Source organism: Rhodococcus sp. T9N, from assembly GCF_024436645.1.
GTDB classification, from domain to species: domain Bacteria; phylum Actinomycetota; class Actinomycetes; order Mycobacteriales; family Mycobacteriaceae; genus Rhodococcus_F; species Rhodococcus_F qingshengii.
The window spans coordinates 20,287-46,414 of the sequence record NZ_JAMSKS010000027.1 but is presented as its reverse complement, the minus strand read 5'-3'; the positions used below and the strand labels follow the sequence as shown (position 1 = coordinate 46,414).

General features: G+C 62.5%; 28 protein-coding genes and 6 tRNA genes. 20 read left to right on the top strand and 14 right to left on the bottom strand.

Annotated features, from left to right (window positions below; genetic code table 11):
• Positions 1-13 precede the first annotated feature (13 nt).
• Positions 14-763, bottom strand: coding sequence for a pyrimidine reductase family protein (locus tag M1L53_RS29555; RefSeq protein ID WP_007732907.1), 750 nt, complete (start codon positions 761-763; stop codon positions 14-16).
• Between the two features lie 43 nt (positions 764-806).
• On the opposite strand from M1L53_RS29555, the gene zapE reads away from it, so the two are divergent.
• Positions 807-1,823 (top strand): cell division protein ZapE, encoded by a 1,017-nt coding sequence (gene zapE, locus M1L53_RS29550; protein WP_003942629.1) that lies wholly within the window; start codon positions 807-809, stop codon positions 1,821-1,823.
• Positions 1,824-1,835: 12 nt separating this feature from the next.
• Here zapE and M1L53_RS29545 read toward each other — a convergent pair whose 3' ends face one another.
• Both M1L53_RS29545 and M1L53_RS29540 read right to left on the bottom strand, forming a co-directional pair.
• On the bottom strand, positions 1,836-2,369 hold the full coding sequence (locus M1L53_RS29545) for an N-acetyltransferase (RefSeq protein ID WP_007732909.1): 534 nt from the start codon (positions 2,367-2,369) through the stop codon (positions 1,836-1,838).
• Positions 2,370-2,436: 67 nt separating this feature from the next.
• On the bottom strand, positions 2,437-3,636 hold the full coding sequence (locus tag M1L53_RS29540) for an MFS transporter (protein WP_261949405.1): 1,200 nt from the start codon (positions 3,634-3,636) through the stop codon (positions 2,437-2,439).
• A gap of 116 nt (positions 3,637-3,752) precedes the next feature.
• On the opposite strand from M1L53_RS29540, the gene M1L53_RS29535 reads away from it, so the two are divergent.
• Both M1L53_RS29535 and M1L53_RS29530 read left to right on the top strand, forming a co-directional pair.
• Positions 3,753-5,138 (top strand): GH1 family beta-glucosidase, encoded by a 1,386-nt coding sequence (locus tag M1L53_RS29535; protein WP_030536869.1) that lies wholly within the window; start codon positions 3,753-3,755, stop codon positions 5,136-5,138.
• 174 nt (positions 5,139-5,312) lie between these two features.
• Positions 5,313-5,789, top strand: coding sequence for an alpha-isopropylmalate synthase regulatory domain-containing protein (locus M1L53_RS29530; protein ID WP_003942597.1), 477 nt, complete (start codon positions 5,313-5,315; stop codon positions 5,787-5,789).
• A gap of 146 nt (positions 5,790-5,935) precedes the next feature.
• On the opposite strand, the gene M1L53_RS29525 is transcribed toward M1L53_RS29530, so the two are convergent.
• The 5 genes from M1L53_RS29525 to M1L53_RS29505 form a co-directional block, all read right to left on the bottom strand.
• Positions 5,936-6,010 (bottom strand) — tRNA-Val (locus M1L53_RS29525).
• 16 nt (positions 6,011-6,026) lie between these two features.
• Positions 6,027-6,102, bottom strand: a tRNA-Gly gene (locus M1L53_RS29520).
• A 92-nt stretch (positions 6,103-6,194) separates the two neighbouring features.
• A tRNA-Val gene (locus M1L53_RS29515) sits at positions 6,195-6,269 on the bottom strand.
• A 1-nt stretch (position 6,270) separates the two neighbouring features.
• Positions 6,271-6,341 (bottom strand) — tRNA-Cys (locus M1L53_RS29510).
• 25 nt (positions 6,342-6,366) lie between these two features.
• Positions 6,367-6,439, bottom strand: a tRNA-Gly gene (locus tag M1L53_RS29505).
• A 293-nt stretch (positions 6,440-6,732) separates the two neighbouring features.
• On the opposite strand from M1L53_RS29505, the gene M1L53_RS29500 reads away from it, so the two are divergent.
• The 9 genes from M1L53_RS29500 (at position 6,733) to pdxS (ending at position 15,067) form a co-directional block, all read left to right on the top strand.
• Positions 6,733-6,804: transfer RNA gene (locus M1L53_RS29500), tRNA-Val, on the top strand.
• Between the two features lie 187 nt (positions 6,805-6,991).
• Positions 6,992-7,444, top strand: a complete 453-nt coding sequence (locus M1L53_RS29495; protein ID WP_030536868.1) for a TIGR02611 family protein — start codon at positions 6,992-6,994, stop codon at positions 7,442-7,444.
• A 133-nt stretch (positions 7,445-7,577) separates the two neighbouring features.
• On the top strand, positions 7,578-9,635 hold the full coding sequence (gene thrS / locus M1L53_RS29490) for a threonine--tRNA ligase (protein ID WP_007732914.1): 2,058 nt from the start codon (positions 7,578-7,580) through the stop codon (positions 9,633-9,635).
• A complete protein-coding gene (locus tag M1L53_RS29485) occupies positions 9,632-10,186 on the top strand; it encodes an HIT domain-containing protein (protein WP_003943307.1) in 555 nt (184 codons plus the stop codon). The genes thrS and M1L53_RS29485 overlap by 4 nt, the downstream gene beginning before the upstream one ends.
• A gap of 81 nt (positions 10,187-10,267) precedes the next feature.
• Positions 10,268-10,945, top strand: a complete 678-nt coding sequence (pgsA, locus tag M1L53_RS29480) for a phosphatidylinositol phosphate synthase (protein WP_007732918.1) — start codon at positions 10,268-10,270, stop codon at positions 10,943-10,945.
• A complete protein-coding gene (locus M1L53_RS29475; protein WP_042919909.1) occupies positions 10,942-11,844 on the top strand; it encodes a phosphatidylinositol mannoside acyltransferase in 903 nt (300 codons plus the stop codon). The genes pgsA and M1L53_RS29475 overlap by 4 nt, the downstream gene beginning before the upstream one ends.
• The gene (locus tag M1L53_RS29470; RefSeq protein ID WP_054188503.1) at positions 11,841-12,968 is read left to right on the top strand and encodes a glycosyltransferase family 4 protein; all 1,128 of its coding nucleotides are present in this window, start codon (positions 11,841-11,843) and stop codon (positions 12,966-12,968) included. Before M1L53_RS29475 ends, M1L53_RS29470 begins: the two co-directional genes overlap by 4 nt.
• The gene (locus M1L53_RS29465) at positions 12,965-13,987 is read left to right on the top strand and encodes an NUDIX domain-containing protein (protein WP_042449941.1); all 1,023 of its coding nucleotides are present in this window, start codon (positions 12,965-12,967) and stop codon (positions 13,985-13,987) included. Before M1L53_RS29470 ends, M1L53_RS29465 begins: the two co-directional genes overlap by 4 nt.
• 171 nt (positions 13,988-14,158) lie before the next feature.
• The gene (gene pdxS / locus M1L53_RS29460) at positions 14,159-15,067 is read left to right on the top strand and encodes a pyridoxal 5'-phosphate synthase lyase subunit PdxS (protein ID WP_003943338.1); all 909 of its coding nucleotides are present in this window, start codon (positions 14,159-14,161) and stop codon (positions 15,065-15,067) included.
• Between the two features lie 101 nt (positions 15,068-15,168).
• On the opposite strand, the gene M1L53_RS29455 is transcribed toward pdxS, so the two are convergent.
• On the bottom strand, positions 15,169-15,645 hold the full coding sequence (locus tag M1L53_RS29455; protein WP_050656607.1) for a RidA family protein: 477 nt from the start codon (positions 15,643-15,645) through the stop codon (positions 15,169-15,171).
• A 162-nt stretch (positions 15,646-15,807) separates the two neighbouring features.
• On the opposite strand from M1L53_RS29455, the gene M1L53_RS29450 reads away from it, so the two are divergent.
• The 3 genes from M1L53_RS29450 to M1L53_RS29440 all read left to right on the top strand — a co-directional run bounded on the left by M1L53_RS29450 (position 15,808) and on the right by M1L53_RS29440 (position 18,806).
• Positions 15,808-16,230, top strand: coding sequence for an NUDIX domain-containing protein (locus M1L53_RS29450; protein WP_030536863.1), 423 nt, complete (start codon positions 15,808-15,810; stop codon positions 16,228-16,230).
• Positions 16,231-16,358: 128 nt separating this feature from the next.
• On the top strand, positions 16,359-17,870 hold the full coding sequence (locus tag M1L53_RS29445) for an HNH endonuclease signature motif containing protein (RefSeq protein ID WP_054188502.1): 1,512 nt from the start codon (positions 16,359-16,361) through the stop codon (positions 17,868-17,870).
• Between the two features lie 114 nt (positions 17,871-17,984).
• Positions 17,985-18,806 (top strand): acyl-CoA thioesterase II, encoded by an 822-nt coding sequence (locus M1L53_RS29440; RefSeq protein ID WP_003943337.1) that lies wholly within the window; start codon positions 17,985-17,987, stop codon positions 18,804-18,806.
• A 35-nt stretch (positions 18,807-18,841) separates the two neighbouring features.
• Here M1L53_RS29440 and M1L53_RS29435 read toward each other — a convergent pair whose 3' ends face one another.
• A complete protein-coding gene (locus tag M1L53_RS29435; protein WP_261949404.1) occupies positions 18,842-19,507 on the bottom strand; it encodes a hypothetical protein in 666 nt (221 codons plus the stop codon).
• 37 nt (positions 19,508-19,544) lie between these two features.
• Between M1L53_RS29435 and tesB the strand changes: the two genes are divergently transcribed.
• Positions 19,545-20,414 (top strand): acyl-CoA thioesterase II, encoded by an 870-nt coding sequence (gene tesB / locus M1L53_RS29430; protein WP_007732935.1) that lies wholly within the window; start codon positions 19,545-19,547, stop codon positions 20,412-20,414.
• The gene (gene pdxT, locus M1L53_RS29425; protein WP_054188501.1) at positions 20,414-21,019 is read left to right on the top strand and encodes a pyridoxal 5'-phosphate synthase glutaminase subunit PdxT; all 606 of its coding nucleotides are present in this window, start codon (positions 20,414-20,416) and stop codon (positions 21,017-21,019) included. Before tesB ends, pdxT begins: the two co-directional genes overlap by 1 nt.
• 25 nt (positions 21,020-21,044) lie before the next feature.
• Here the strand turns inward: pdxT and M1L53_RS29420 are convergent, their stop codons facing one another.
• Together M1L53_RS29420 and M1L53_RS29415 are read right to left on the bottom strand one after the other, a co-directional pair.
• Complete coding sequence (locus M1L53_RS29420; RefSeq protein WP_046378508.1) at positions 21,045-21,722, bottom strand: response regulator transcription factor; 678 nt, start codon at positions 21,720-21,722, stop codon at positions 21,045-21,047.
• Positions 21,677-22,891, bottom strand: coding sequence for a sensor histidine kinase (locus M1L53_RS29415; protein WP_232319095.1), 1,215 nt, complete (start codon positions 22,889-22,891; stop codon positions 21,677-21,679). Before M1L53_RS29415 ends, M1L53_RS29420 begins: the two co-directional genes overlap by 46 nt.
• A 111-nt stretch (positions 22,892-23,002) precedes the next feature.
• On the opposite strand from M1L53_RS29415, the gene M1L53_RS29410 reads away from it, so the two are divergent.
• Both M1L53_RS29410 and M1L53_RS29405 read left to right on the top strand, forming a co-directional pair.
• Complete coding sequence (locus tag M1L53_RS29410) at positions 23,003-23,203, top strand: hypothetical protein (protein WP_003943331.1); 201 nt, start codon at positions 23,003-23,005, stop codon at positions 23,201-23,203.
• Between the two features lies 1 nt (position 23,204).
• Complete coding sequence (locus tag M1L53_RS29405) at positions 23,205-23,906, top strand: GAP family protein (RefSeq protein ID WP_054188499.1); 702 nt, start codon at positions 23,205-23,207, stop codon at positions 23,904-23,906.
• A 13-nt stretch (positions 23,907-23,919) separates the two neighbouring features.
• On the opposite strand, the gene M1L53_RS29400 is transcribed toward M1L53_RS29405, so the two are convergent.
• Positions 23,920-24,840 carry a hypothetical protein gene (locus M1L53_RS29400; RefSeq protein WP_007732948.1) on the bottom strand — a complete coding sequence of 307 codons (921 nt, stop codon included), beginning with the start codon at positions 24,838-24,840 and terminating at the stop codon, positions 23,920-23,922.
• Positions 24,837-25,193, bottom strand: coding sequence for a GntR family transcriptional regulator (locus M1L53_RS29395; RefSeq protein ID WP_003943322.1), 357 nt, complete (start codon positions 25,191-25,193; stop codon positions 24,837-24,839). The genes M1L53_RS29400 and M1L53_RS29395 overlap by 4 nt, the downstream gene beginning before the upstream one ends.
• Before the next feature lie 145 nt (positions 25,194-25,338).
• Here M1L53_RS29395 and M1L53_RS29390 point away from each other — a divergent pair, with 145 nt between their 5' ends.
• On the top strand, positions 25,339-26,091 hold the full coding sequence (locus M1L53_RS29390) for a YebC/PmpR family DNA-binding transcriptional regulator (protein ID WP_007732951.1): 753 nt from the start codon (positions 25,339-25,341) through the stop codon (positions 26,089-26,091).
• Positions 26,092-26,128: the final 37 nt, after the last annotated feature.

The window sequence follows — 26,128 nt, the reverse complement described above, 5'->3', positions numbered from 1 at the left end:
CAGAGTGCCAGGTTCACCGACGTGGCTGCTGACGAACCCATCGAGTGAGGATCGTGCCGTCCGTATCACCGAGAATGTGCGCGGGACGCATGGCTGTGGGCATTGCGTTGGGGGAGAGTGAGATTCGGCCGACTTTGCTCCCCACCAGTTGAGGTGACGTGGTGATGCAGAGTTCGTCGACGGCATTGTCCTCGATCAACTGCCCGAAAAGTGACGGTCCGCCCTCGCACAGCACGTGACGGAGCTTGCGAGCCGACAAGGCCCTGTCGATGTCGCCGCTGGTGACGTTCGGTGAGTCCGTCACCTCCACCTGCGCTCCGGCAGATCTCAGCGCCGAAATTGCCGCGGAGTCCGCGTCGCGACCGACAACAAGGATCGGTGGAACTTCAGTATCGCGAAGGAGTCGGCTTTCGGGGTCGATCGACGCGTGCGCCGAGACGACGAGGATCGGTGGGACCGGAGCGAGGCCGTCGGCAGTGCGACGCGCCCGGGCTTCGTCCGAGACCTGCACACCCCCGTAGTTCTCGGCTCGCGCTGTGCCTGCGCCGACCACGACGACGTCACAAAGTTCGCGCAAGATCCCGAATACCGACTTGTCTGCCGGTGTGCCCAGTCCACCGCTCACTCCGTCGACGGCGACGCACCCGTCGATGCTGGAAACGAAGTTCACGCGCATCCAGGGTTGCGAGAGGTTCTCCGGATAGGCGTACAAGCCGCGGAGTTCGTCGTCGTGGCCTGGTGTGAAGTAGGTCGCAATATCCATACGGTGCACATGAGAGATCACATCACGTAGATACCCTTGACGGATGCATGAACGTCTTGTCGATCGCAGCCCGGTGGTACCCGCCGATCAACTGGTAGCTCAAATGGTGCCTCCCGCAATGTTCGACGAGGTGAGTTTTGCGTCCTACATTCCTGATCCGAAGGAACCGAGCCAGGCAGCTGCTGTCGCCAAGGCCGAGGAATTCTCCAAGCGCGTCACCAAGATCCGTAGTGGTGGACGCCGCGGACTGTTCGGCAAGAAGACCCAGGCGACCGGCGCCGGCCTGTACCTCGACGGCGGGTTCGGTGTCGGTAAGACTCACTTGCTGGCGTCGATCTTCCACAGCGTTCCGTCGCCGAAGGCTTTCGGAACCTTCGTCGAGCTGACACACGTCGTCGGCGCTCTCGGCTTCAACAAGGCGGTCGAAGCGCTCGCCGACCACAGCGTTCTCTGCATCGACGAGTTCGAGCTCGACGATCCGGGCGACACCATGCTCGTATCCCGCCTCCTTTCGGAGCTTTCCGCGCGCGGCGTGTCCATCGTCGCGACGTCGAACACGCTTCCCGGCCAGCTCGGGGAGGGTCGCTTCGCCGCCCAGGACTTCCTGCGCGAGATCAAGAAGCTCGGCTCGATCTTCGAGACGATTCGCGTCGACGGCCCCGACTACCGTCACCGCGATCTCCCGCCCGCACCCGAGCCCATCTCCTCGGAGGAGTTGGTCTCTCGGGCCGACGCCATCGACGGCGCCACGCTCGACAACTTCGACGAGCTGTGCAAGCACCTCAGCACCCTGCACCCGTCGCGGTACAACAAGCTGGTCGAGGGTGTGAAGGCCGTGTTCATCGACGGTGTCCACCCGGCAACGGATCAGTCCGTTGCACTGCGCATCGTGGTTCTCGCCGACCGCCTGTACGACGCGAGCATCCCGGTCACCGTTTCCGGCGCACGCCTCGACGAGATCTTCACTCCCGAGATGCTCGCCGGTGGGTACAAGAAGAAGTACTTGCGCGCGACCTCGCGCCTGCTCGCACTTTCTCGTTTCGAGGTCGCGGCCGGCTAGTCTGCACGCCTGTCAGCTGACGGGGCGCTCCATCACGAAATCGTGGTGGAGTTGTGCGCCCACGAGGAAAGTCTTCGTGCCGACCTGGGTGAAACCGTGCTTTGCGTAGAACTTCTGGGCGCGCAGGTTCTCCTGATTGACGCCCAGCCAGATGCCGGCACTTCCGCTGCGTCGTGCGTGGTCGACAACCGCGTCCATCAAGGATGCTGCCGCGCCGGTTCCGTGGTTACCCGGAAGCACGTACAACTTGCTCAGTTCCGTTGTCGGGCGAAGTGTCACAGCAGCTTTGACGTCCGGGTCGGAGGGCTCGTCGTCGACAAGCATCGCGTAGCCGACGATCGAACCGTCGCGAATGACCTTGAGAACGGTTCGCGTCGGATCGGTCAGGTACTCGGAGAACTTGTCGACGGAGAGAACGTTGTCGATGAAGGCACTGATGTCGTCGTCCGACGCGTCGGGCGGACACGCCAGTGGAAATGTCACCGCTGCCACGTCGGCGATTGCTTCGGAATCCCAGATCCCGGCCCGGTCAACGGTGATCGTCACGTCAGTTTCTGCCTCTCGCGCACACAATTCGGTCGATCAAGTACACCACTTTCCTCGGGCGCAATGCTCAAGCGGCGTTCTCGGCGACCGGAGTTGTGGCTCGTTTCGGTGCGAACGCGGGAGCAAGAACTATCAAGATCGCGCAGAACGCCAGCGGAATCAGGAACCCGATTCGAAGGTCACTGAAGGCAGCGACCGCGCCGACGATGCCGCCGCCGACGACTGTGCCGACGTAGTTGAAGAGGTTGATGCGTGCGATCACCGCATCGACCTGATCCGGGGGAGCCATCCTGCCGGCAGCGCTGAAGCAGATCGGAGCGATCACCGGTACCCCGAGCCCGACGATGAGGAACCCGGCGATGGCAACGGCGGGAGATTGCGCGAGGACGACAACTGTCATACCGACGACTACACCGATGAGAGAGCCGATCCGCACGACGGTGGTCTCACCGAATTTCCCGACCCAGTAGTCCCCGGTCAGTCGTGCGACAAGTGCCGCGATCTGATACGCCGCCACGGAAAGGGCAGCGGTCCCGGCGTCGGCGAGCAGTTCGTCCTTGACGTACAGAGTCGACCAGTTTCCGACGCTGAAGTCGACCGCGTAGAACAATGCCATCGCGACGCCGAGGAGGACGAAGGCGCGGGTGGGTACCGCGAATTTCGCGGTGCTCGTGATGTTTGCCTCGGCAACCGGAGACTCGGACCGATCGAGCAGTTGCGGGCCGAAGGCCAGAAGCATCAGTCCGACAACAACTCCCGCGATCACCTGCGTGACGCGGATCGAAATGTCGAGGCCTGCGGTAGCAGAGATGAACAGGGCGCCGACAATCGCTCCGACGCTCCAGGAAGCATGGAACGAGGAGAGGATGAAGCGGCCCTTGGCGTGTTGGATCGAGACTGCCTGCATGTTGGCGGCCGCGTCGACCATGCCGAGTCCGATGCCGTAGATCGCCAGGAAGACGAAGAACATCGCTGCGTTGGGCGCAATTCCGGTTGCCCCGCCGAAGACTGCGATGACGGCGAGCCCAGTTCGCAGGGTCATCTTGCTCGACGTTCTCACGGCCAGCATCTCGGCGAGCACGCTGCCGAGCCCGGCGATGACGGACACGGTGACAACCGCAACCACAACCAGTGTCTCGCTCAGCTCGAACAAGTCCTTGTACTGCGGCAGCTGCGTCAGAATGGCGGCGAGCAGAAATCCTTGAAGTCCGAAGGCCACCGAAGTGGCGATCCGAGCCCTCGTCAGGGTGCGGGTGTTATCCGTCATCAAGCAGGGCCTTTGTCTCGTTCGTTCGGTTAGGCCGAACGGTACTGGATCTTGATACTGGTCGAGTGTCCAACAAAGCTGCGTGTTTTGCACGGTTCTTTGATTAACTGACCGACATGACTCGGCAGCCGACACCAGAATTTCCGTCTTCCTTCGTCTGGGGAACCGCCACTGCGGCCTATCAAATCGAAGGAGCTGTGGCCGAAGACGGTCGCGGACCGTCGATTTGGGACGAGTTCTGTGACCGTCCCGGTGTTGTCGTCGGGGGCGACACCGGGACGGTCGCTGCCGATCATTATCACCGCTGGGAGTCGGACATCGAGCTGATGAATCAGCTCGGGCTCGACGCTTATCGGCTGTCTCTGTCGTGGTCGCGCATTCTGCCCACCGGATCGGGGGCAGTGAATGCGAAGGGGCTCGACTTCTACGACCGCCTGATCGACCGACTGTGTTCGGCGGGAATTACTGCCGCCGTCACGCTCTTTCACTGGGATCTGCCCCTTGCCTTGCAGGAGCAGGGCGGCTGGATGAACCGCGACACCTCGTATCGGCTGGGGGAGTATGCGCAGGTCGTCGGCGAGCGGCTGTCGGATCGGGTCGGAATGTGGATGCCGCTCAACGAACCAGTTGTGCACACGCTTTACGGGCATGCCCTCGGAGTTCACGCCCCCGGACTGGCCTTGGGGTTCGAGGCTTTCCAAGCCGCACATCACCAGCTGCTCGGGCATGGCCTCGCTGTCGAAGCGCTTCGGGCAACCGGATGCACGAACATCGGAATCGCCTCGAACCATGCTCCGGTGCGTGCCGCTTCGGATTCGCCGGAAGACGTGATGGCTGCCGACATCTACGACCACGTCGTCAATTGGATGTTCGCCGACCCGGTTCTGGTCGGGAAGTACCCGGCCGACGAATTCGCTCAGCTGCTCAGCGGTCCTGTCGACGAGGACTTGAAAATCATCGGGGCGCCGCTCGACTGGTACGGGATCAACTACTACGAGCCGACGATGATTGCTGCTCCGGTGGAAGGCCAGGGGACCGAAGGTGTGCTCGAAGTCGACCTGCCCCCGGGCCTGCCCTTTGCCCCTGTCGCGATTACCGGTTATCCCACAACCGATTTCGGTTGGCCGATCGTTCCCGAGGGGCTGGGCGAGATCTTGCGGACGTTCCACGCCCGCTTCGGTGACGCACTGCCGCCGATCTACATCACCGAAAGCGGATGTTCATTCCACGACGCCCCGGATGCCGCAGGCGTCGTCGACGACGAAGCACGAATCGACTACCACGATGCGCACCTTCGCGCCCTCCGATCGGCAATGGACGACGGTGTCGACGTCCGCGGTTATTTTGTGTGGTCACTTCTCGACAACTTCGAATGGGCTGCGGGATACAAAGAGCGATTCGGCCTGGTGCACGTCGATTTCGACACCCAGAAGCGCACACCGAAGACCTCATTCGAGTGGTATCGCGCCCTGATCGCCGAGCACAAAGCGGCTCAGGTCTGACCTGTGCGGCGGCGGTCTGGGTTGCATTCTCGAACCGGGCCGCCTAGCCTCGTCTCTCATGAAGCGAATTCTCGTAGTAAGCCGCCGTAGCGGGGTCTGAATCGGACCGACCCCTCGCTGCGGGTCGTCTTGCTACCAGTTGGTCCTCCACTTCATTCCAGGAAGACCACGATCATGACTTACAACTTCGCTTTCGCTTCTGATTCTTCTTCTGCTGCTGATCCCTTCGCGGCGCGTCACGGCAAATCTCTGCCCGCCGGCTTGCGTGCCGAATGCTCAGCGATGTCGTGGACCGAGTTCGAGTCCACGTATGCGGCTATGAGCGGCCCGATCCGTCTGGGTGCGTGGTCCTCCGAGAAGATTGCGCCGGGTCGTTGGACCTTCGAAGCGACTCTCGGTCTGGGGGAGCGTATCCAGAAAGCGTCCGCCACCTCGACCGGCGCGATCTCGGCCATGACGTCGATGCTGCACGACGCGGGAATCTCGCTCGAGATCCTGTCTTTCCATCAGCACCAGATCGGCCACCGCACTGCGACGTTCATCTTCACCGAGTGCGACGGCCGTCGGAGCTGGGCGATGGGTATTGCGGAGTCGTCGACGGAGTCCTCGCTGCGCGCGATGACTTCGGCAGCGAACCGCTTCTCTCACTGAGCAGTTACAACAATCTGATCAGCTACATCAACCGCAGTACTGACGTGGATTCCCGAGGGGGCTCGCGTCAGTACTGCGGCCCGTGTGTTCGGCGCTCGAACGCAAAAAGCCGGAACCCTGAGGTTCCGGCTTCTTGCATTCTCAAATGGTGCGCGATACTGGGATTGAACCAGTGACCTCTTCCGTGTCAGGGAAGCGCTCTCCCGCTGAGCTAATCGCGCGGGTTCTGGAGAAAAATGGAGCGGACGACGGGATTCGAACCCGCGACCCCAACCTTGGCAAGGTTGTGCGCTACCAGCTGCGCCACGTCCGCATGAGCAATGAACTCCGTTACCGGAACTCAGTACTTTTCTAACTTATCAGACCTGCAAGCAGGTCTTGACCATCAGGCCCGAGGGCCTGACGTGGTGCGCGATACTGGGATTGAACCAGTGACCTCTTCCGTGTCAGGGAAGCGCTCTCCCGCTGAGCTAATCGCGCGAGGTGGAGACGGGAATCGAACCCGTGTGCACGGCTTTGCAGGCCGTTGCCTCACCACTCGGCCACTCCACCGTAAAAGGTTGAGTCACACCTCTCGAGCGGACGACGGGATTCGAACCCGCGACCCCAACCTTGGCAAGGTTGTGCGCTACCAGCTGCGCCACGTCCGCATCGCACCGTGTTGCTTGGGGAGCTGCTCGCTCTCCTCGGTGCGTTGGAAACATTAGCCGACCGTGTCGGATACACACAAATCACCAGCTCAGTGGCGTGTTCGGAGTGGAATCGGCCCGTTGCGCGCGTTGCAACTGTCCGTCTTGGCGATGAATACGGTCTGAAATCAGCTCGAATTCGTAGATTTCGGGGTCGCCTGGAGCAAAACGAATGCCAACCTGGTGATTCGTATTCATCGCGCAGCCGTGTTAATGTTCCAACTCGTTCGAGCGCATGCGTTCGGATGACTTACGGTCCCGTGGCTCAGTGGGAGAGCGTCCGCTTCACACGCGGAAGGTCGCTGGTTCGATCCCAGCCGGGACCACAGAAAAACACTGAAGGCGTTCCCGATCATCGGGGACGCCTTCAGTCGTTCGAGAGCACAGCTGGTCGAGGGCACAGCTGTTCGAGGGCACGGTTATTTCGGGATGCAGACCGTCGTCGCAGGTCGCCGGGCGACGATTTCGGTAGCCTGGTCGAAGAGACATTTCGCGACCGAAAAGGTGACTGCTTTGAGTACCGAAAAGGTCGATTCTTCCGTCGACGATTCAGACCTGTCCGTCTTCCAGGACGCAGAGTCCCGCTGGGAGCGGTGGCGCGCGGGAATCGCCGCGCGGCCCACCCTCAATCTTGCGTACCGCATCGGCGTCGGAGTCGTGGGCACGATCGTGTTCGCCGCCGGCATCGTGGCTATTCCGTACCCCGGGCCCGGTTGGCTCATCGTTTTCGCCGGCCTCGGCATCCTGGCGTCGGAGTTCGCGTGGGCACATCGACTCCTTCATTTCGCGAAGGCTCGATACGACCGGTTCATGGAATGGTTCGGCAAGCAGTCGCTGTTCGTCAAAGGGTTGGGCGTTCTGTTCACCACAGTGATCGTCCTGGCGACTTTGTGGGTGCTCGGCACTTTCGGCCTGATCGGGACATGGGTGGGCCTGGACTACTCGTGGCTCGAGTCGCCGCTGTGAGTTGAACGCGGCCCGGTTTCCTTCACTCGGTTGTCTCACCATGTCGGTAGGGCCGATAACATGATCGTGCGCGTGCTCGCAGTGGGTACGACGCCTGTCTAACTTGTCGCAATACCTTTAGGAGCACATCGCCGTGACCAGTCCCGCGCCAGAGCACTCAGCCGCCCCACTTCGGGTGCCCGCGGGGACGACCGCCGGGACTGCAGTGCGCGAAGCCGGTTACCCCACGAAGGGGCCCGACGTGATCGTCGTTGTCCGCGATGGCGAGGGAACGCTCAAGGATCTGTCGTGGACACCTGAGGTCGATGTCGACGTCGAGCCGGTGGCAGCATCCACCGAGGACGGCCGCAGCGTCATCCGGCACTCCGCGGCCCACGTCCTCGCGCAGGCGGTTCAGAAAGAATTCCCCGACGCGAAGCTCGGCATCGGTCCGCCGATCAAGGACGGCTTCTACTACGACTTCGCGGTGGACCGCCCGTTCACTCCGGAGGATCTGGCCAAGCTCGAAAAGCGTATGAAGCAGATCATCAAGGGATCACAGCGCTTTTCGCGTCGAGTCGTCGATTCGATCGAGGACGCTCGGGTCGAGTTGGCCGACGAGCCCTTCAAGCTCGAATTGATCGACGACAAGTCCGGTATCGACGATCCCGAGATCATGGAGGTGGGCGGCAACGAGCTGACCATCTACGACAATCTCGATCCTCGTACCGGCGACAAGATCTGGTCCGATCTGTGCCGCGGCCCGCACATTCCGACCACCAAGCACATCCCGGCCTTCAAGTTGACCCGAAGCTCCGCCGCCTACTGGCGTGGCAACCAGGACAACGCCGATCTTCAGCGTGTCTACGGCACCGCGTGGGAGTCCACCGAGGCTCAGGACGAATACCTCGAACTGCTCGCCGAGGCCGAGCGTCGTGATCACCGCAAGCTCGGTACCGAACTGGACCTCTTCAGCTTCCCCGACGAGCTCGGTTCGGGTCTGCCGGTGTTCCATCCCAAGGGCGGCATCATCCGCACCGAGATGGAGAACTACTCGCGCAGCCGCCACATCGAGGCGGGCTACGAGTTCGTCAACACTCCGCACATCACCAAGGGGCATCTGTACGAGGTTTCCGGTCACCTCGACTGGTACCGCGACGGCATGTTCCCGGCGATGCACGTCGACGAGGAACTGAACGAGGACGGCACCGTGCGCAAGCCGGGCCAGGACTACTACCTCAAGCCGATGAACTGCCCGATGCACAACCTGATCTTCCGTGCTCGCGGACGCTCGTACCGTGAATTGCCGTTGCGGCTCTTCGAATTCGGCTCGGTCTACCGCTACGAGAAGTCCGGCGTCATCCACGGCCTGACCCGCGTGCGCGGCATGACCCAGGACGACGCTCACATCTACTGCACCCGTGAGCAGATGCGCGACGAGCTGACCACCACGCTGCAGTTCGTGCTGAACCTGCTCAAGGATTACGGCCTCGACGACTTCTACCTCGAGCTGTCCACCAAGAACCCGGACAAATTCGTCGGTAGCGACGACGTCTGGGAAGAGGCAACTGCAACGCTCGCCGAGGTCGGCGAAGCTTCCGGCCTGACTCTGGTGCCGGATCCGGGCGGAGCCGCGTTCTACGGTCCCAAGATCTCCGTTCAGGTCAAGGACGCACTCGGCCGCACCTGGCAGATGTCGACCATCCAGCTCGACTTCAACCTGCCCGAGCGGTTCGAGCTCGAATACACCGGAAACGACGGCGTCAAGACTCGTCCGGTCATGATCCACCGCGCGCTGTTCGGCTCGATCGAGCGGTTCTTCGGTGTCCTGACCGAGCACTACGCGGGCGCGTTCCCGGCGTGGCTGGCGCCGGTGCAGGTCGTCGGAATCCCGGTGGCCGAGGCGTTCGCCGATCACCTGTTCGACGTCACGAAGAAGCTCAAGGCAGCCGGTGTTCGCGCCGAGGTCGACTTCAGTGACGACCGTATGCAGAAGAAGATCCGTAACCACACCACGCAAAAGGTCCCGTTCATGCTCCTCGCGGGCGAGCGTGACGTGGAGGCCGGCGCGGTCAGCTTCCGTTTCCGTGACGGCACGCAGATCAACGGCATTCCCGTCGACGACGCCGTCCGGATCATCACCGAGTGGATCGGCCGCCGCGAGAACGCCTCGCCGACAGCCGAACTGGTGCAGCCAAGCGTGGCGCAGTGAGCGCCCCCGGTGACGACGGTCCGGGTTCGCTGATCGACCACGGCGTCGGTGACCCTGACCATTTGCAGCGCATTTGGTCGCCGCATCGGATGTCGTACATCACCGAGGCGCCCAACACCCCGGGCACGACAGGTGAACCGTTCATCGACATTCCGAAGATGTCGGACGAAGAAGGACTGATCGTTGCCCGCGGTGAGCATGTCTATGCGGTTCTGAACCTGTATCCGTACAACCCGGGGCACCTGATGGTGGTTCCGTACCGCAAGGTCGCGGCACTCGAAGACCTGACGCCGGAGGAGAGCGCCGAGTTGATGGCGTTCACCCAGCAGGCGTTGCGGGTGATCAAGAGCGTGTCGAATCCTCACGGATTCAACGTCGGCCTGAATCTCGGTGCCGCTGCGGGCGGTTCGCTGTCCGAGCACCTTCACCAACACGTAGTGCCACGTTGGGGCGGCGACGCCAACTTCATCACCGTGCTCGGTGGGGTCAAGGTGATGCCGCAATTGCTGCGGGAGACCAGGGGACTACTCGCCGGTGCCTGGCAACAATAGGTTGACGCATCCGGCTTCATGGCAGGATGCATTGCTGCAACGAGTTCCGAACCGGAACTCACGACGGGGAGGGTTCCTGCGGTGTTGAGCTTCTTCGGGCGCGCATCGGTGTCCAAGGTGACGGCACCTATGGGGAAGGCGCTGGTCAAGACCGGTCTGACGCCGGACTCGGTGACGGTGATCGGCACGGTGGCAAGCGTCGCCGGTGCGGTGACGCTGTTTCCGTCCGGACATCTGTTCTGGGGAACCATGTTCATCTGGTTCTTCGTCATGTTCGACATGCTCGACGGCGCAATGGCTCGTGCTCGCGGCGGCGGAACGCGGTACGGGGCGGTACTGGACGCGACCTGCGACCGCGTAGCCGACGGCGCGATTTTTGCCGGCCTGGCCTGGTGGGCGGTCTACCACGAGAACAGCAAGTGGCTGCTCGTCGCGACGCTCATCTGCCTCGTCACCTCGCAGGTCATCTCGTACGCGAAGGCGCGTGCGGAGGCGAGCGGGCTGACTGCGGACGGCGGGTGGATCGAGCGCCCGGACCGACTGATCATCGTGTTGGTCGGATCCGGCCTGACGGGTATGGGTCTTCCGTGGGCAATCCACATCGCGATGTGGGTACTTGCCGCCGGAAGCATCGTGACGGTCTTCCAGCGAGTGCTCGCGGTGCGCAATTCCCCTGGCGCTCGGGAACTTCTGCCGATCGCCCCGGCCGCATCGACGGTCGAAGGTGCGCCGGACACGGACGGCGAGGCAGAGAAATGAGCTTTGCCGAGCGTGCAACCGACCTGGGATACGCCGCGGGTTGGCGTCTGGTGCGAAGCCTGCCGGAATCGGTGGCGGTCAAGCTGTTCGACGCCGGAGCGGATTTCGCGGTACGCAAGGGCGGACCCGAACAACTCAGGAAGAACCTCGCGAGAGTTCTGGGCACGACGCCGGAGGAAGTTCCGGATCAGTTGATCAAGGATTCTATGCGCTCGTACGCCCGGTACTGGCGTGAGGCATTCCGTCTACCGTCGATGGACCTGGTCGCGACAGGTAAGGCGTTGCATGCGCTGGTCGAGGGCCAGGAACATCTGGAAAAAGCAATGGCAGCAGGTCATGGCGCGGTATTGGCGCTGCCCCACAGCGGTAATTGGGACATGGCCGGCGTGTGGTGTGTTCAGCAATGGGGTGGGTTGACCTCCGTTGCCGAGCGGCTCAAGCCCGAATCCCTGTACGAACGGTTTGTCGAATACCGCGAGAGTCTCGGTTTCGAGATCTTTCCGCTCAGCGGCGGGGAGCATCCTCCGTTCGTCGAACTGTCCAAGCATCTGCGCGAGAACAAGATCGTGTGCTTGCTGGGGGAGCGCGATCTGGCGAAGAAGGGTGTGCCCGTCACCTTCTTCGGAGAACCCACTCGCATGCCCGCCGGCCCGGCGAAGCTCGCGATCGACACCGGCGCGCCGCTACTTCCGGTCCACTGCTGGTTCACTCCCGACGGTTGGGGTTTCAAGATCGACCCGCCGATCGACGTATCCGGCGGAGTCGGCCCGGCCACGCAGGCACTTGCCGACCGTTTCGCGGTCAACATCGCAGCGCACCCCGCTGACTGGCACATGCTTCAGCCGCTGTGGCGCTCCGACCTCTCCGAATCGCGGCTCGCCCGCATGGAGGGTGAATGAAGATCGGCATGATCTGCCCGTACTCCTTCGACGTCCCCGGTGGTGTGCAGGCGCACGTGGTGGATCTGGCAGAGGTGCTGATCGAACGTGGTCACAAAGTGAGTGTGCTTGCGCCGTCGTCCGATGACGACGAGTTGCCGGATTTTGTGGTTTCCGCAGGTAAAGCCGTCGCGATTCCCTACAACGGTTCTGTTGCACGGTTGTCTTTCGGCCCGACGGCGAACAACCGCCTCCGCAAGTTCATCGCGGAAGGTGACTTCGACGTTCTACATATCCACGAACCCAATGCGCCGAGTCTGTCCATGCTCGCGTTGCGTATCGCGGAAGGCCCGATCGTCGCCACCTTCCACACGTCGACCACGAAGTCGTTGGTGCTGAGCACTTTTCAGGGTGTCTTGGCTCCGTATCTCGAGAAGATCAGTGGCCGGATCGCAGTCTCGGAGTTGGCGCGTCGTTGGCAGGTCGAGTCCCTCGGATCCGACGCGGTCGAAATTCCCAACGGCGTCGATGTCGCAGCGTTTGCCGAGGCCGACATGTTGCCCGGCTATCCGCGCGAGGGTGGAACCATTCTGTTCCTCGGGCGCTACGACGAACCGCGCAAGGGGATGGCCGTCCTCCTCGGTGCACTGCCGGAGTTGGTCGAGCGTCACCCGGATCTCGAGGTGATCGTGGTCGGACGCGGCGACGAGGAGAAACTCCGCAAAGAGGCGGGCAAGTACTTCAAGCATCTCCGCCTGCTCGGGCAGGTCAGTGACGAGGAGAAAGCGTCGGCGCTTCGCAGTGCGGACGTCTACTGCGCGCCCAATCTCGGCGGTGAGAGCTTCGGGATCGTGCTGGTCGAGGCCATGGCGGCTGGCACTGCCGTCGTGGCCAGTGAGTTGGACGCTTTTCGCCGTGTTCTTCGCGACGGTCAGGCCGGCTTGCTGGTCCCCATCGGGAACTCCGATGCCTTGGCAGAGGCAATCGATTCCGTTCTCGGTGACCCGGATCGACGACGCGCGCTGGTCAACACCGCGACAAGTGTTGTTGCCGAATACGACTGGCCGGTGGTGGCCGAACAGATCCTGCGTGTCTACGAGACCGTCACGGTTGGCGGCACCGGCGTACGCGTGGTGGGTTCATGACCTTCTCCGCTCTGACGATCTTCATTCTCGGGCTCGTCGCTGCCGTCGTCCTGGTCGTCGGACTGTGGGCGTACGGGACGGCGAACCGACTCGATCGACTGCATGTGCGTTCGGATCAGTCGTGGTTGGCGCTCGATGCGGCTCTGTCCCGTCGTGCCGCGGTTGTCCGCGCGGCGGCTGTGGACATGAGCGCCGACGACGCCCGCAGATTCGTCACCTTGGCGGACGCCGCCGAACGTGCGGATCGTCAGGATCGTGAGCTTGCCGAGAACCGGCTGTCCAATGCTCTCGCTGCCTACGGCACGACGTCGCTGCGACCTCAACTGGTGGCCGAGTTGGCCGATGCCGAGGCGAGGGTCCTGATCGCTCGGCGGTTCCACAACGACGCGGTGCGCGACACTCTCGCGTTGCGTACGCGTCGACTTGTTCGCTGGCTGCACCTCGGGGGAACGGCACCGCTACCTCAGTACTTCGAGATATCGGAGCGCACCACCGCGGCGGCGGTGCCCGAGGGCATCACCGTGGATACGTCACGGACCTCTGCCCGCGTGGTGATGCTGGACGAAGAAGATCGGGTGCTGCTGTTGCGCGGGCACGATCCCAAGATCCCGAACACTTACTTCTGGTTCACCGTCGGCGGCGGGCTCGAACGCGGCGAACATCTGCGAGCGGCCGCGGTTCGTGAGATCGAGGAGGAGACCGGATTCGTCGTGGCTCCGGAGAATCTGCGAGGTCCACTCTGGCGTCGTGTGGCGATTTTCCCGTTCGACGGTGAGCTGATCCGTTCGGAAGAGCTGTTCTTCGCTACGCGCACTCACGGCTTCGAGCCGGTCTTCCAAGGCCACACGGAATTGGAGCAGCGTGCCATCACCGGCCATCGCTGGTGCAGCGCCGACGAGATCCGCCAATTGGCCAAGTCCGGTGAGCCGGTCTACCCGTTGGATCTGGCAAACCTCCTGGTGGAAGCGGCGACGATCGCGGACGGTACCGAGGATCCGGAAGTGCGTTCCATCCGCTGATCTTTCGGTCGTTCAGTGCTCGCGGGCAGTCTAAGGCCAGCAATGGCAAATTGGATACGGAATCGAAGGCCGGTTAGTCCTAGAGTTCTGGCCAGAGGCCTCCGAGCGAATGAACTCGTGTGTTCGCCGTGCCTCGTTTCTTTTGTCACGCCACTACTGCAGGAGTTTGCTGTGAGCACCCCCGACTCTGCCCCCACCACCGCCATCGGCACCGCCCGCGTCAAGCGCGGCATGGCTGAAATGCTCAAGGGCGGTGTGATCATGGACGTGGTCACCGCTGAGCAGGCCAAGATCGCCGAAGACGCAGGCGCCGTCGCCGTCATGGCACTCGAGCGGGTCCCCGCAGACATTCGCGCACAGGGCGGCGTCTCGCGCATGAGCGACCCGGACATGATCGACAGCATCATCTCCACCGTCAGCATCCCCGTCATGGCCAAGGCACGCATCGGTCACTTCGTCGAAGCGCAGATCCTGCAGAGCCTCGGCGTCGACTACATCGACGAGTCCGAGGTCCTGACCCCGGCCGACTACGCCAACCACATCGACAAGTGGAAGTTCACCGCTCCCTTCGTCTGTGGCGCCACCAACCTCGGCGAAGCGCTCCGTCGCATCAACGAAGGCGCGGCCATGATCCGCTCGAAGGGTGAAGCAGGCACCGGAGACGTCTCCAACGCCACCACCCACATGCGCACCATCCGCGGCGAGATCCGCCGGTTGACCTCGCTGAGCGAGGACGAACTGTACGTAGCCGCCAAGGAACTGCAGGCCCCGTACGAACTGGTCGTCGAGGTCGCCAAGGCCGGCAAGCTGCCTGTCACCATGTTCACCGCCGGCGGCATCGCCACCCCGGCAGACGCTGCGATGATGATGCAGCTCGGCGCCGAGGGCGTGTTCGTCGGATCGGGCATCTTCAAGTCCGGCAACCCGAAGCAGCGCGCCGAGGCCATCGTCAAGGCCACCACGTTCTACGACGACCCGGACGTGCTCGCCAAGGTCTCGCGCGGACTCGGCGAGGCAATGGTCGGTATCAACGTCGACGACCTGCCCGTCGGACACCGCCTCGCAGAGCGCGGTTGGTGACAGCAGGTTCGACGACTGGGCTCAGTGCCTGAAAGTCCTCACAGACGAAGGGGCGGCGGTTGCGTTGGCAACCGCCGCCCCTTCGGGGTGTGGCAGACCGATCAGATGCTGTCCGATACCTCGAACACGAACTCGACCTCGACGGCACTGTTTCGGGGTAGTTCGGCGACGCCGATCGCAGAGCGGGCGTGTTGTCCAGCCGAACCGAAGATCTCGGCCAGCAGGTCGGACGCACCGTTGATCACCTGGGGTTGCTGCGAAAATCCGGATCCGGAAGCAACAAATCCAACGACCTTGACGACCCGAACGATGCGATCGAGCCCGACTAAGGCATCGACTGCCGCGAGTCCGTTGAGAGTGCACAACCGCGCCGCCTGGGCGGCGTCTTCGACGGAGACGCCCTCGCCCAACTTGCCGATGCACGTCGTAGTGCCGTCGACGAGCGGCAATTGCCCCGACGTGTAGACGTATGACCCCGTCTGAACGGCGGGGAGGTATGAGCCTGCGGGGGTGGCAACAGGCGGGAGCGTCAGGTCGAGTGCGGCGAGTCGTGCGGTCCAGGTACTTGCGTCGTTCATCGGTTCCTCAATGGGTTCTTTTGTCCGGGAATGGTGTTCGAGTCTGTCATCGGGAGTCTCGGCAAGTCCAAGTCGTATTTGCGCCCACCCCATCACTTTTGGTGATATTCGCCGTCGTCGGATTCAAAATGGTGTTCGAGTTGGCCACCTAAACTGTGTCGTATGTCGTCAATTCGTAACATCTCACTGGGGATACCTGTCCGTTCCGGTCACATACTCATACTCGACGGCACGGACTCTGTCACGGGGGAGAACTTTCATCGATTGATCGGTGGCGGTATCGAGTTCGGTGAGACGGCCGAGGCAGCGCTGCGGCGCGAGTTCGCGGAGGAACTCGGCGTCACGTTGGGAAGCGTCGAGTTGCTCGAGGTCGTAGAGAACATCTTCGAGTTCGAGGGGCGACCTGGGCATGAGATTGTCCATGTCTTTGGAGTCGACTCGGCTGACATCGATGCGTTTCCGCTCGACGTGCAACTCCGAGTCCTAGACGAAGGTAGTCCAGTCCACTGGGTATTGAGTGGTGGGTCCGACCGCCCTATCTACCCGGCCGAAGCTGCCCGCATTATCAACGCCCTGGTTCAGTAGGGGAATCCGTTGCCGGAACACGAGTGGCCGCAAAGGTTGCTCCGCAACAATTTTCGGTCAATCGGGATTGTTCGGACTGATTCCTGGAAATCATGGATATCGAACGTATATTCGAATAATGTTGAGGAATGTTCGATGACGGAGTAGGAAGTTCGGGTACCGCAGCGCAGCTGTCCGGTGCTGAATCCGACTGCGCCCTCATCGATCTCATCGCCGATCTGCATGCGCGCGAATCGATGCTCGTGGAACGGAAACTGGCTGCCATTGCCGAGTTTTTCGAGCGTCGCAGCGCTGACCACACTGATAACGGTGCTTGGTCGTCTACCGCTCACGAACTGGCTGAGGCCGAGCTCGGCGCGGCATTGACCATGGGCCGTGCCGCAGCGGGAAAGTTGATCGGTCTCGGCTTTTCTCTCAAGATTCGCCTCCATCGCACGCGTGCTGCCATGGCGCGCGGAGAACTGGATCTGTATCGAGTCGGATTGATCGACTCCGCTACGGCCAACGTAGCCGACGATTTGATCGACGAGGTGGAACGGCAACTCCTCGAAAAGATCTCGGCGCCACCGATGCCTGGCGGTACCGGCTTGACGGGTCGCCGATTGACAGCGGCTATCGACCGGATCGTCGCCGTGGTGGATCCCGAGGGGATACGCGAACGTCGACGCCGCGCCCTGGCTGATCGGTTCGTGGGTGTGAGCGCTGCCGAGGACGGAATGGCGCGGATATTGGGGAGTATTCCGGCGGAGGAAGCACGGGCTTTCGACCGTCGGTTGCGGGAGTTGGCAATGTCGGTGTGTCGACACGATTCCCGTAAGTACGAGCAACGACGAGCTGACGCATTGGGAGCGTTGGTATCCGGGTCGACGATTCTGCCGTGCGATTGCGGCCGGGACGAGTGCCCACAAGATCGAAGCGGGATTGTGGTGGTGCGTCGGCCGTTGGTTCACGTGGTCATGCTGGAATCAACGCTTCAGGGCGGTGACGCACCAGGTGCAGACGAACCCGCTCACCTCGACGGTTATGGAGTGATCAGTGCAGAGCATGCGCGTGACATCGCCGCGGGTGCGCTGATTCGGAAGGTGAAGGCACCAGCCGATGCCGCGCTCGAGTCTTCCGGTGAGGGCGAGCCAGTACCTCCGCCCGTTGTTCCTTCGGCGTCGGTCTACCGCCCCGGCGCTGTCCTCGACACCTGGGTGCGGGTGATCGCAGGAAGCTGCCAGTGGTTGCACTGCGATGTCGCTGCATGGAATTCAGATCTTGATCACACTGAGCCCTTTGATCATCGCGATCCCACTTGTGGTGGAAAGACCGTGGCGTCGAATCTGAGTGCGTATTGTCGAAACCATCACCGCCTCAAGCATTCCGGTCAGTGGTTGCATATCTCGAACCCGGACCGGAGTGTCATGCTGACCTCGCCGACCGGACATTGCTACCGAACGAGGCCGTCAGGTCTGCTGGCGGGAATGCTCGAGCCTGTGCTGCCCGAGGGTGGTCGGCGTCGGCGCACACGTCTGGAGAACAAGGCCGCTCGTGTGTGGGGGGAACGCCGGCGGCAGCGGTTACGAATGCACCTCCGAATGAAGAAGAAGGCCCGGAGGAGGACCTTCGACGGCGGAGACGATCCACCGCCATTCTGAGTCGATGCGCCCCGTCGCTCAGTGTTTTCGGATGCCCACTTTGGTGGCCGGGGGTGCGTCAGGCATTGTGTGAAGGTCGGTAGACGTCGGTACACGGGAAGATGTGGAGCATCGATGGCGAGGATCGAAGAAATTCTGGAGTTGGAACGCCTCGAGCGGGACATCTTTCGAGGAATCATCGCGGAGACCACCCTGACCCGCACTTTCGGCGGCCAGGTCGCCGGACAGGCATTGGTGTCGGCGGTACGCACGGTCGATCCGGCCTACTCGGTTCATTCGTTGCACGGATATTTCCTGCGTCCGGGAAATCCGATGGAGCCGACGGTTTTTCTGGTTGATCGTGTTCGGGACGGTCGATCGTTCGCGACCCGCTTGGTCACCGGAATTCAAGACGGGCAAGCCATTTTCACGATGTCGGCGTCCTTCCACGTCCAAGACGAAGGCATCGAGCACCAGGACGAGATGCCACCCGTTCCTGACCCCGAGACCTTGGCCATCGCCCAGGATTCGGAGGATCCCGAGACTGCGTGGCTGGCGCGTGAGTGGTCCGATTGGGACCTTCGAATGGTGCCGAAGGCCGACATCGACAAACGTCCGGGCGCTGCCGCGCAGCAGCAAGTGTGGTTCCGTTCCCGCGAGGCACTCCCGGACGACCCGGTATTTCACGTGTGCACGCTTGCCTACATGAGCGACATGACGCTGCTCGGATCTTCCCGCGGCCCCCACATGGACGTCGCCATGCAAAGCGCTTCGCTCGATCACGCCATGTGGTTCCTGCGGCCGTTCCGCGCCGACGAGTGGCTGTTGTACGACCAGACGTCGCCGTCAGCGGGCTTCGGTCGCGCCCTGACGCAGGGACGAATCTTCGACAGCCGAGGAAATATGGTTGCTGCAGTCGTCCAGGAGGGTCTGACCAGGCTGTATCGCCCGAAGTGAGGTCGGCCGACGTGAGATCAATCGCAGTGAGACCTTCACTGGCGAGACCGCACCGCAGGCCGGGCCGGATGGTCGTATCTGACCTCGAAATCGACCTCCTCGGACACTTCTGATCGGTGTTCGAGGAGTGCCTCGACGGTCCACAGATCTGCCTCCGGTGTGTGCCGCCGCATGGCAGGTTCGCTCATGTCCAGGCGGACGCTGACGTCGAACTCCAGCCCGCGCCCGAGCAACATCGGACCGGCGATCACGATGACCGCGCGCTCATGGACGGGGATACGGGTCGAACGAGCCGATCGATCGGTGGGTTCGTCCCAGAGTTTCGGCAAGAACGCCCGTTTGGTGCGGGCTGCGGTGATCACTTCACGATCGAGTGCCGGATAGTCGAACCAGATAGTGCGGTAACTCAGCGCATCCTCGTGGCCGAACTCGTATCGCAGCGAAGCCGGCCGTACGTAGTCGTGCAGTGACACAACAGCACTCGGCCTGTCGCGCGACTCGACGGCGGTGCCAACCAGATCCGCGAGCCGAGACGGCTGTGCACAATCAGGTCCGTCGATCGCTACTACCGCCACCGACGGAAACGATCCGCTCAGCGTTGCAATCTGCTCGGCCAGGGCGAGGGGACTGGACGGGATGAATGTACTCACGCCCACCATGGTGCCGTGCCCGCTCGCCGAGGCGATATTGTGAACCGTCATCGCGCCCAGTGCGGCGGTCTATGTTTTCGGAGGACTCATGGTTGGTATCGAGGAGATCCTCGCGCTCGAACACCTGGAGAAGGACATCTTCCGTGGTGCGGTCCATCCCACCGCACTTCAACGGACGTTCGGCGGGCAGGTTGCCGGGCAGTCGTTGGTTTCTGCCGTGAGCACCGTTGACGAGAGCTACCACGTGCACTCGTTGCACGGATATTTCCTGCGCCCGGGCAATCCGAAGATTCCGACGGTCTACCTGGTGGACCGCATCCGCGACGGGCGCTCGTTCTGCACCCGCCGGGTGAATGCAGTTCAGGACGGCAAGACGATCTTCACGATGTCGGCCTCGTTCCACGTCGACGACGAAGGTATCGAGCACCAGGACCGGATGCCCTCCGTTCCGGCGCCGGAGGACTTGCCGGACGCGCAGACCGTTCCGAAGTTGGCTGAATCGCAGTTCTATCAGGAGTGGAAGAACTGGGACATCAGAATTGTGCCCGCTGAGCAGAGCGCGTCAGCGCCGGATCTCGCCGCGCAACAACGCGTGTGGATGCGCTACCGCGAGGCTCTGCCGGATCGTCCGCTGCTGCACATCTGCACGCTTGCGTATCTCAGTGACATGACCCTGCTCGGAACTTCGAAAGTCCCGCACCGCGGCGTGAAGACGCAGACTGCTTCGCTCGATCACGCGATGTGGTTCCTGCGTCCGTTCCGGGCCGACGAGTGGTTGCTCTACGACCAGACGTCTCCGTCGGCAGGTTTCGGTCGCGCGCTCACTCAGGGGCGTATCTACGATCGCGATGGCAACATGGTGGCAGCGGTGGTTCAGGAGGGTTTGACGCGTCTCGAACGCGAACCCGACAGCCATGAGAGCAAGAACAGCCGTGAGAACAAGACAGGAACTGTGTGATGACGCGTCCGTTGATCGGTGTACTCGCCCTCCAAGGTGATGTTCGCGAACACCTTGCCGCACTCGATGATTCGGGAGCGGACGCAGTCGGTATCCGGCGCCCGGAGGAACTCGACAAGGTCGACGGCATCGTGATCCCCGGTGGCGAATCCACCACGATGAGCCGGCTTCTGCAGGTATTCGAGCTGCTGGAACCGCTTCGTGAGCGACTCCGCGGCGGGCTGCCGGCTTACGGATCGTGTGCGGGCATGATTCTGCTCGCCAGCGAGGTACTAGACACCCGGCCGGACGCCGAGCGTCTCGGCGCCATCGACATGACGGTGCGCCGCAACGCTTTCGGTCGGCAGGTCGATTCTTTCGAGTCCGACCTGGAGTTCGAGGGCATCATCGGTGATCCCATTCGCGCTGTCTTCATCCGCGCGCCGTGGGTGGAGCGAGTTGGGCCGGGCGTGGAGGTCCTTGCGCAGGTTCCCGCCGCCGCGGGGGAGGCCGCAGGCCGGATCGTCGCGGTTCGGCAGGGCTCGGTGATCGCCACGTCGTTCCATCCCGAGGTTACCGGGGACCGTCGAGTGCACGAGATGTTCGTCGATCTGGTGCGCGGATAGCGCGAGTATTCAGCCTCGGCCGAACCTACAGCTCCAGTTCGCGGGCAAGGATCGCCGCCTGGACGCGTGAGGTGAGGTGCAACTTCGACAGAACTCGCGACACGTGCGACTTCACCGTCGGAGCACCGACTCCGAGTTCACGCGACAGTTCGGCGTTGGACATACCCGTCCCCAACAGCGCGAGGACCTCGCGTTCACGGTCGGTGAGCTCGCTCAATCCCAGCGGTTCGGTGGGTTTGGGTGCGCGCTGCACGAACTCGCCGATCAGTGCACGCGCCGCACGAGGAGCGAGCACTGCATCTCCGGCCGCGACGTTGCGGATAGCGCTGGTCAGCTCGTCCGCGGTCGCAGTCTTGAGCAGGAATCCCGAAGCACCGGCGCGCAGGGCCGCGAAGACGTATTCGTCGAGGTCGAAGGTGGTCAACACCAGAACCCGGCTGCGGGTCGTCCCGATGATCTGACGCGTCGCCTCGATGCCGTCGGTGCCTGGCATCCGGACGTCCATGAGTACGACGTCGGGTTGATGCGTGCGGGTGACGGTGATCGCCGACGCTCCGTCACCGGCTTCTGCAACGACATCGATGTCGTCGTGCTGCCGCAGGATCATCGCCAGGCCGGAGCGGATCGCGGCGTGGTCGTCGACCAGGGCGACGGTGATCACCGATCCGTTCCGTTCGGTGCGGGGACCGGTAGCTGTGCGCATACCGTCCATTCTCCGTCGACTGGAAGTGCGTCGAGTGAACCGCCCAGCAGCTCGGCGCGGTGACGCATGTTTGCAAGTCCGTGCGTTCCCGCCCGAAAACTGGATGTGTCGCGACCGACGGGGTTTCGGATCTCGATCTGTAATGCATTGTGCTGGAGAGAGATCGACATCGAGATCGGCGCGCCGGGCGCATGCTTGAGTGCGTTGGTCAAGGCTTCTTGGGTGATCCGATACGCCGTGTGATCGACCACGCTCGGCAGGTTGGCAGCATCGACGTCGATCGCAACGTGCACAGTGCCGCCGGCTGCCCGAACTGCGTCCAGGACGACGGGCAACTCGGTCAGCCGCGGCGGAGAGGAACGCGGGTCCGGGGTCTCGTCGTCCCCGGCGTGGAGCAGTTCGATCATCGACCGCATCTCGGAAAGGCCCGCGAGACTGCTCGATCTGATCGCTCCGATCATCTCCCTCAATCCGTCGTCTGGTTGGCCCCGTTCACCGGAGAGAGCTGAGGTGGACAGTGCCGCCTCCGAATGGATTGCGATGGCGGAGAGGTGGCTTGCGATGACGTCGTGCAGATCGCGCGCCATGGTTGCTCGTTCGTGAGCGACTGCGGCCTCGCGGTCCAGAGTGGCGAGTGCTTCGTGGACTCTGGAACGCTCGCGTTCGGCCTCGGTCAGTTCGACTTGTCGACGGATGACCAGTGCCCACCACACCGGTGTACCGAAGAACAGAGCGGTCACCACGCCTGCCCCAGCCGCAGCGCGGACGTCCTGGGTGGACAGGTAGACGAGTGCGGTGAGCGCGGCAACCGTCACCGCGGTCAGAGAACACACCACTCGGCCCAGCCGCGCCGTCCCGTACAGAACTGCGGCGTAGGTGAGATCCGAGAGGACCAGCCACATCGGCAGAGTGGGTCCCAGGGCAGCGTCGACCGCGACGATGACGGCCCCCGCCGCCAAAGCTGTTGCCGGACGCACCCGCCGGAACGAGTCGATCGCACACAGCAGAGCCAGCATCCCGATCCGAACCCCGGCGGGAACGTCGGCGATACCTCCGACATCGGTCCACATTTGGTACAGGCCGACCAGGTAGAGGAGTACCCCGATCGCGAACAGGCCGAAGGCGATGAGCGGATCGTTCCACTTGCCGACACTCCGACTTCTGGTCACCACAGACTTATCAGAGCACATCGGGGCGCCTGACTTGTCATACCAAATGATGAGGTCGGCGTTGTTCCGATGGCTGATGTGCGGATTCGATAGAGAAGACAGGCTCGACGTATGAAAATTCGCTTCGAGTTGATGATCGGCATTCTCTTGGTCGTCGGTGGCGGCTGTCTGTGGCTGTTCGCGCGTGACGCCGAGTTCTTCTGGTTTCGCGGCGGACCACTCGGCGTGATCCTCGCGATCATCGGTGCCTTCGACATCGTGAATGCAGTCCGAACGAGGGAGACAGCGATACCCGAGCGCCGAAACGACTGACGTGGAACTCGTCCTGCTCACCACGCTGGGCGGGCTCGCCCTGCTGGACAGTACGAGCATCGGAACATTGGTCGTCCCGGTCTGGATGTTGTTGATGCCGGGACGACCGCAGGTTCGCAGGCTGCTGACATATCTGGTGGTCATCACGACGTTCTATTTTGTTGTCGGGGTGGTCGTCTGGACGACGGCACGGGTAGGCATGCCAGTCGTCGCCCCGCTACTCGACACCCCCGCCGCCCGCGTTGCGCAGTTGATTCTCGGTATCGCGTTGTTCGCGTGGAGCTTTCGATTCGATTCCGAGAAGAGACGCACATCCGGTCAGGCCGATCGAACCCATGTTTGGCGAGAGCGGGTGCTCGGCTCGGCCAGTTCCGCGAGAAGTGTTGTACTTCTGGCGATTGCTGCCGGAACCGCCGAATTGGTGACGATGCTGCCCTACTTGGCGGCGATCGCGATGATCACCGCTGCTGGGCTGTCCGCAGTCACGTCTGCGTCGATACTTGCCGGATACTGCCTGATCATGGCCGTGCCCGCAGTGCTTCTGTTGTGCGGGCGGGTCGTGGCCGGCAACCGCCTCGACAAGCCGCTGCGCCGAGTGGACTCGCTGATGTCTCGCTACGGCGACAGCGCAATGGGTTGGGTGTTCGGCATTGCCGGCTTCTACCTCGCCGGCAATGCCGCTGCCGTGTTGTTCGTGAATTGACGTTGGTCGTGAATCAACCAGCCTGAACCAACGAATTGATCAGCTTCACACCGTCTTCCGGGTGATCGACGGTCACGGCGAACAGTCGTCCGTTCTCGAGAGTGACCACGATGGCCTCACCCGAGCGGAGAGTGACGGCTGTTCCGCGCGGTGTAATTCGGTAACCCCATCCGCCCCATTCGGCCGGACGTATCGCGTCGACTGATGCGGACTTCACCTTCGAGATGGGGATCTTCTTCCATTGAACGCCCCAGGAACTGATGCCGACACCGTGACGGTCGACGCGCACGGTAACCGACGCGAATGCTGTGACGGCGAGGGTGGACACACCCAGGATCACGGCAACCCACCAATCCGAGTACGCGGCAGTCGCGATCACGAGAACTACGAGGCCGGCGGTAACGATCCACGGCCAGACGCTGCGGACCTGCCCGACCCACACTGCACGTTCGGAGGCCGTCAGCGGAGTGTCGAGCGTCGGGGTCGGCAGTGGCGACTCCGGGCCGCTTCGTTGCTGGTCAGGCAGCGCGTATGCCAGAACTCCTACGAGTACCGCCGCGATCGGCGCAAGAATCCACCAGCCGATACGCGCGGCTTCCGGCGACCCGGCGTCGATCGTCAGGGCGACGCTCAGAATCCAGATCGTCGCCAGTGTCGCACTCGAGATCGAGGTTACGGCGAGAAACAAGGGCGCGTTGTCGCTCGAACGGGCCGCGACGACACAGGCGCAAACGACAGCCACCAGAGAAATCACCAGCGCGATGGCGAAAAACGTCGTCGTGGTGCTGAAGCCGTCCGGGGTCGATCCGGACCAATGGCTCGCGACGGTCTCGGGTAGGCGGTCACCCCACGCGAAGCGTGCGAGAACCAGGATCAGGGTCGGGATCAGAGTCAGCGAAGCTGCTGTCCAGAGTCGGATCTTGCTGGTCGTCATTGTGTGCTGGTCTCCTTGATGAGGTCGAGCATGTGCGCAGTGTCGAGTCCGAGATTTCGGGCCTGCCGTACGAACTCGCGCGCAGATTCGTTGAGAGCTGTCCTTCCCGAGTCGAATTCGGCGCGAATGACGGCGCCACGTCCGCGTCGGAGGTCGATCAGGCCTTCGTCGCGGAGTGTTGCGTACGCACGAAGAACCGTGTGGAGATTGACGTCGATCGACTCGGCGAGAGCGCGAGCGGACGGCAGGCGGTCACCTGGTCCGATCTCACCGCGGATGACCGAGCCACGAACCCCGGCTGCAATCTGCTCCGCGAGTGGAGTTGTGGAGGCGTGATCTATTCGGACCAACATGTTTGAATTCTATGCAAACAATGCGCGGTTTGACTAATTCGTGTCGGGGGATGCAGCGAGTTGTGACGTGGGACGGGTAACATCGGCAGAGCTGAAAGACGCGCATTCGGCGTGCGCAACGCAGCAGGAAAGGGGCTTGAATCGCATGAGCGGCCACTCAAAATGGGCCACCACCAAGCACAAGAAGGCTGTGATCGACGCACGTCGTGGCAAATCCTTCGCGAAGCTGATCAAGAACATCGAGGTGGCGGCACGAACCGGCGGTGGCGATCCCACGGGCAACCCCACCTTGTACGACGCCATCCAGAAGGCGAAGAAGACGTCTGTTCCCAATGACAACATCGAGCGTGCGCGCAAGCGCGGCGCCGGTGAAGAAGCGGGCGGCGCAGACTGGCAGACCATCATGTACGAGGGCTACGGACCCAACGGCGTCGCCGTTCTGATCGAGTGCCTCACCGACAACCGCAACCGCGCAGCCGGTGAAGTTCGCACCGCGATGACCCGTAACGGTGGCAACCTCGCTGACCCGGGTTCCGTCTCCTACCTGTTTGCTCGCAAGGGTGTCGTCACGCTCGAGAAGAACGGCCAGTCGGAGGACGACGTGCTGATGGCTGTGCTCGACGCCGGTGCCGAGGAAGTCACCGATCTCGGTGAAACCTTCGAAATCGTCAGTGAGCCACAGGATCTGGTTGCCGTACGGTCGGCACTTCAGGAAGCCGGCATCGACTACGACTCTGCTGAAGCCGATTTCCGCGCTTCCGTCGAGGTTCCCTTGGATGTCGACGGCGCACGCAAGATCTTCAAGCTCGTCGACGCGCTCGAAGATTCTGACGACGTGCAGAACGTCTACACCAACATCGATCTTTCCGACGAGGTTCTCGCGGCTCTCGAAGACTGATTGTTTTTCAACTCAACCCGGTCCTGACGTCCGCGTC

What these genes read in the sequence shown, in the direction of transcription:
- M1L53_RS29555 (WP_007732907.1), bottom strand. Translation starts at nt 763, where the DNA reads ATGGATATTGCGACCTACTTCACACCAGGCCACGACGACGAACTCCGC.
- zapE (WP_003942629.1), top strand. Translation starts at nt 807, where the DNA reads ATGCATGAACGTCTTGTCGATCGCAGCCCGGTGGTACCCGCCGATCAA.
- M1L53_RS29540 (WP_261949405.1), bottom strand. Translation starts at nt 3,636, where the DNA reads ATGACGGATAACACCCGCACCCTGACGAGGGCTCGGATCGCCACTTCG.
- M1L53_RS29535 (WP_030536869.1), top strand. Translation starts at nt 3,753, where the DNA reads ATGACTCGGCAGCCGACACCAGAATTTCCGTCTTCCTTCGTCTGGGGA.
- M1L53_RS29530 (WP_003942597.1), top strand. Translation starts at nt 5,313, where the DNA reads ATGACTTACAACTTCGCTTTCGCTTCTGATTCTTCTTCTGCTGCTGAT.
- M1L53_RS29475 (WP_042919909.1), top strand. Translation starts at nt 10,942, where the DNA reads ATGAGCTTTGCCGAGCGTGCAACCGACCTGGGATACGCCGCGGGTTGG.
- M1L53_RS29470 (WP_054188503.1), top strand. Translation starts at nt 11,841, where the DNA reads ATGAAGATCGGCATGATCTGCCCGTACTCCTTCGACGTCCCCGGTGGT.
- M1L53_RS29465 (WP_042449941.1), top strand. Translation starts at nt 12,965, where the DNA reads ATGACCTTCTCCGCTCTGACGATCTTCATTCTCGGGCTCGTCGCTGCC.
- M1L53_RS29455 (WP_050656607.1), bottom strand. Translation starts at nt 15,645, where the DNA reads ATGAACGACGCAAGTACCTGGACCGCACGACTCGCCGCACTCGACCTG.
- M1L53_RS29450 (WP_030536863.1), top strand. Translation starts at nt 15,808, where the DNA reads ATGTCGTCAATTCGTAACATCTCACTGGGGATACCTGTCCGTTCCGGT.
- M1L53_RS29445 (WP_054188502.1), top strand. Translation starts at nt 16,359, where the DNA reads ATGTTCGATGACGGAGTAGGAAGTTCGGGTACCGCAGCGCAGCTGTCC.
- M1L53_RS29440 (WP_003943337.1), top strand. Translation starts at nt 17,985, where the DNA reads ATGGCGAGGATCGAAGAAATTCTGGAGTTGGAACGCCTCGAGCGGGAC.
- M1L53_RS29435 (WP_261949404.1), bottom strand. Translation starts at nt 19,507, where the DNA reads ATGACGGTTCACAATATCGCCTCGGCGAGCGGGCACGGCACCATGGTG.
- tesB (WP_007732935.1), top strand. Translation starts at nt 19,545, where the DNA reads ATGGTTGGTATCGAGGAGATCCTCGCGCTCGAACACCTGGAGAAGGAC.
- pdxT (WP_054188501.1), top strand. Translation starts at nt 20,414, where the DNA reads ATGACGCGTCCGTTGATCGGTGTACTCGCCCTCCAAGGTGATGTTCGC.
- M1L53_RS29420 (WP_046378508.1), bottom strand. Translation starts at nt 21,722, where the DNA reads ATGCGCACAGCTACCGGTCCCCGCACCGAACGGAACGGATCGGTGATC.
- M1L53_RS29410 (WP_003943331.1), top strand. Translation starts at nt 23,003, where the DNA reads ATGAAAATTCGCTTCGAGTTGATGATCGGCATTCTCTTGGTCGTCGGT.
- M1L53_RS29400 (WP_007732948.1), bottom strand. Translation starts at nt 24,840, where the DNA reads ATGACGACCAGCAAGATCCGACTCTGGACAGCAGCTTCGCTGACTCTG.
- M1L53_RS29395 (WP_003943322.1), bottom strand. Translation starts at nt 25,193, where the DNA reads ATGTTGGTCCGAATAGATCACGCCTCCACAACTCCACTCGCGGAGCAG.
- M1L53_RS29390 (WP_007732951.1), top strand. Translation starts at nt 25,339, where the DNA reads ATGAGCGGCCACTCAAAATGGGCCACCACCAAGCACAAGAAGGCTGTG.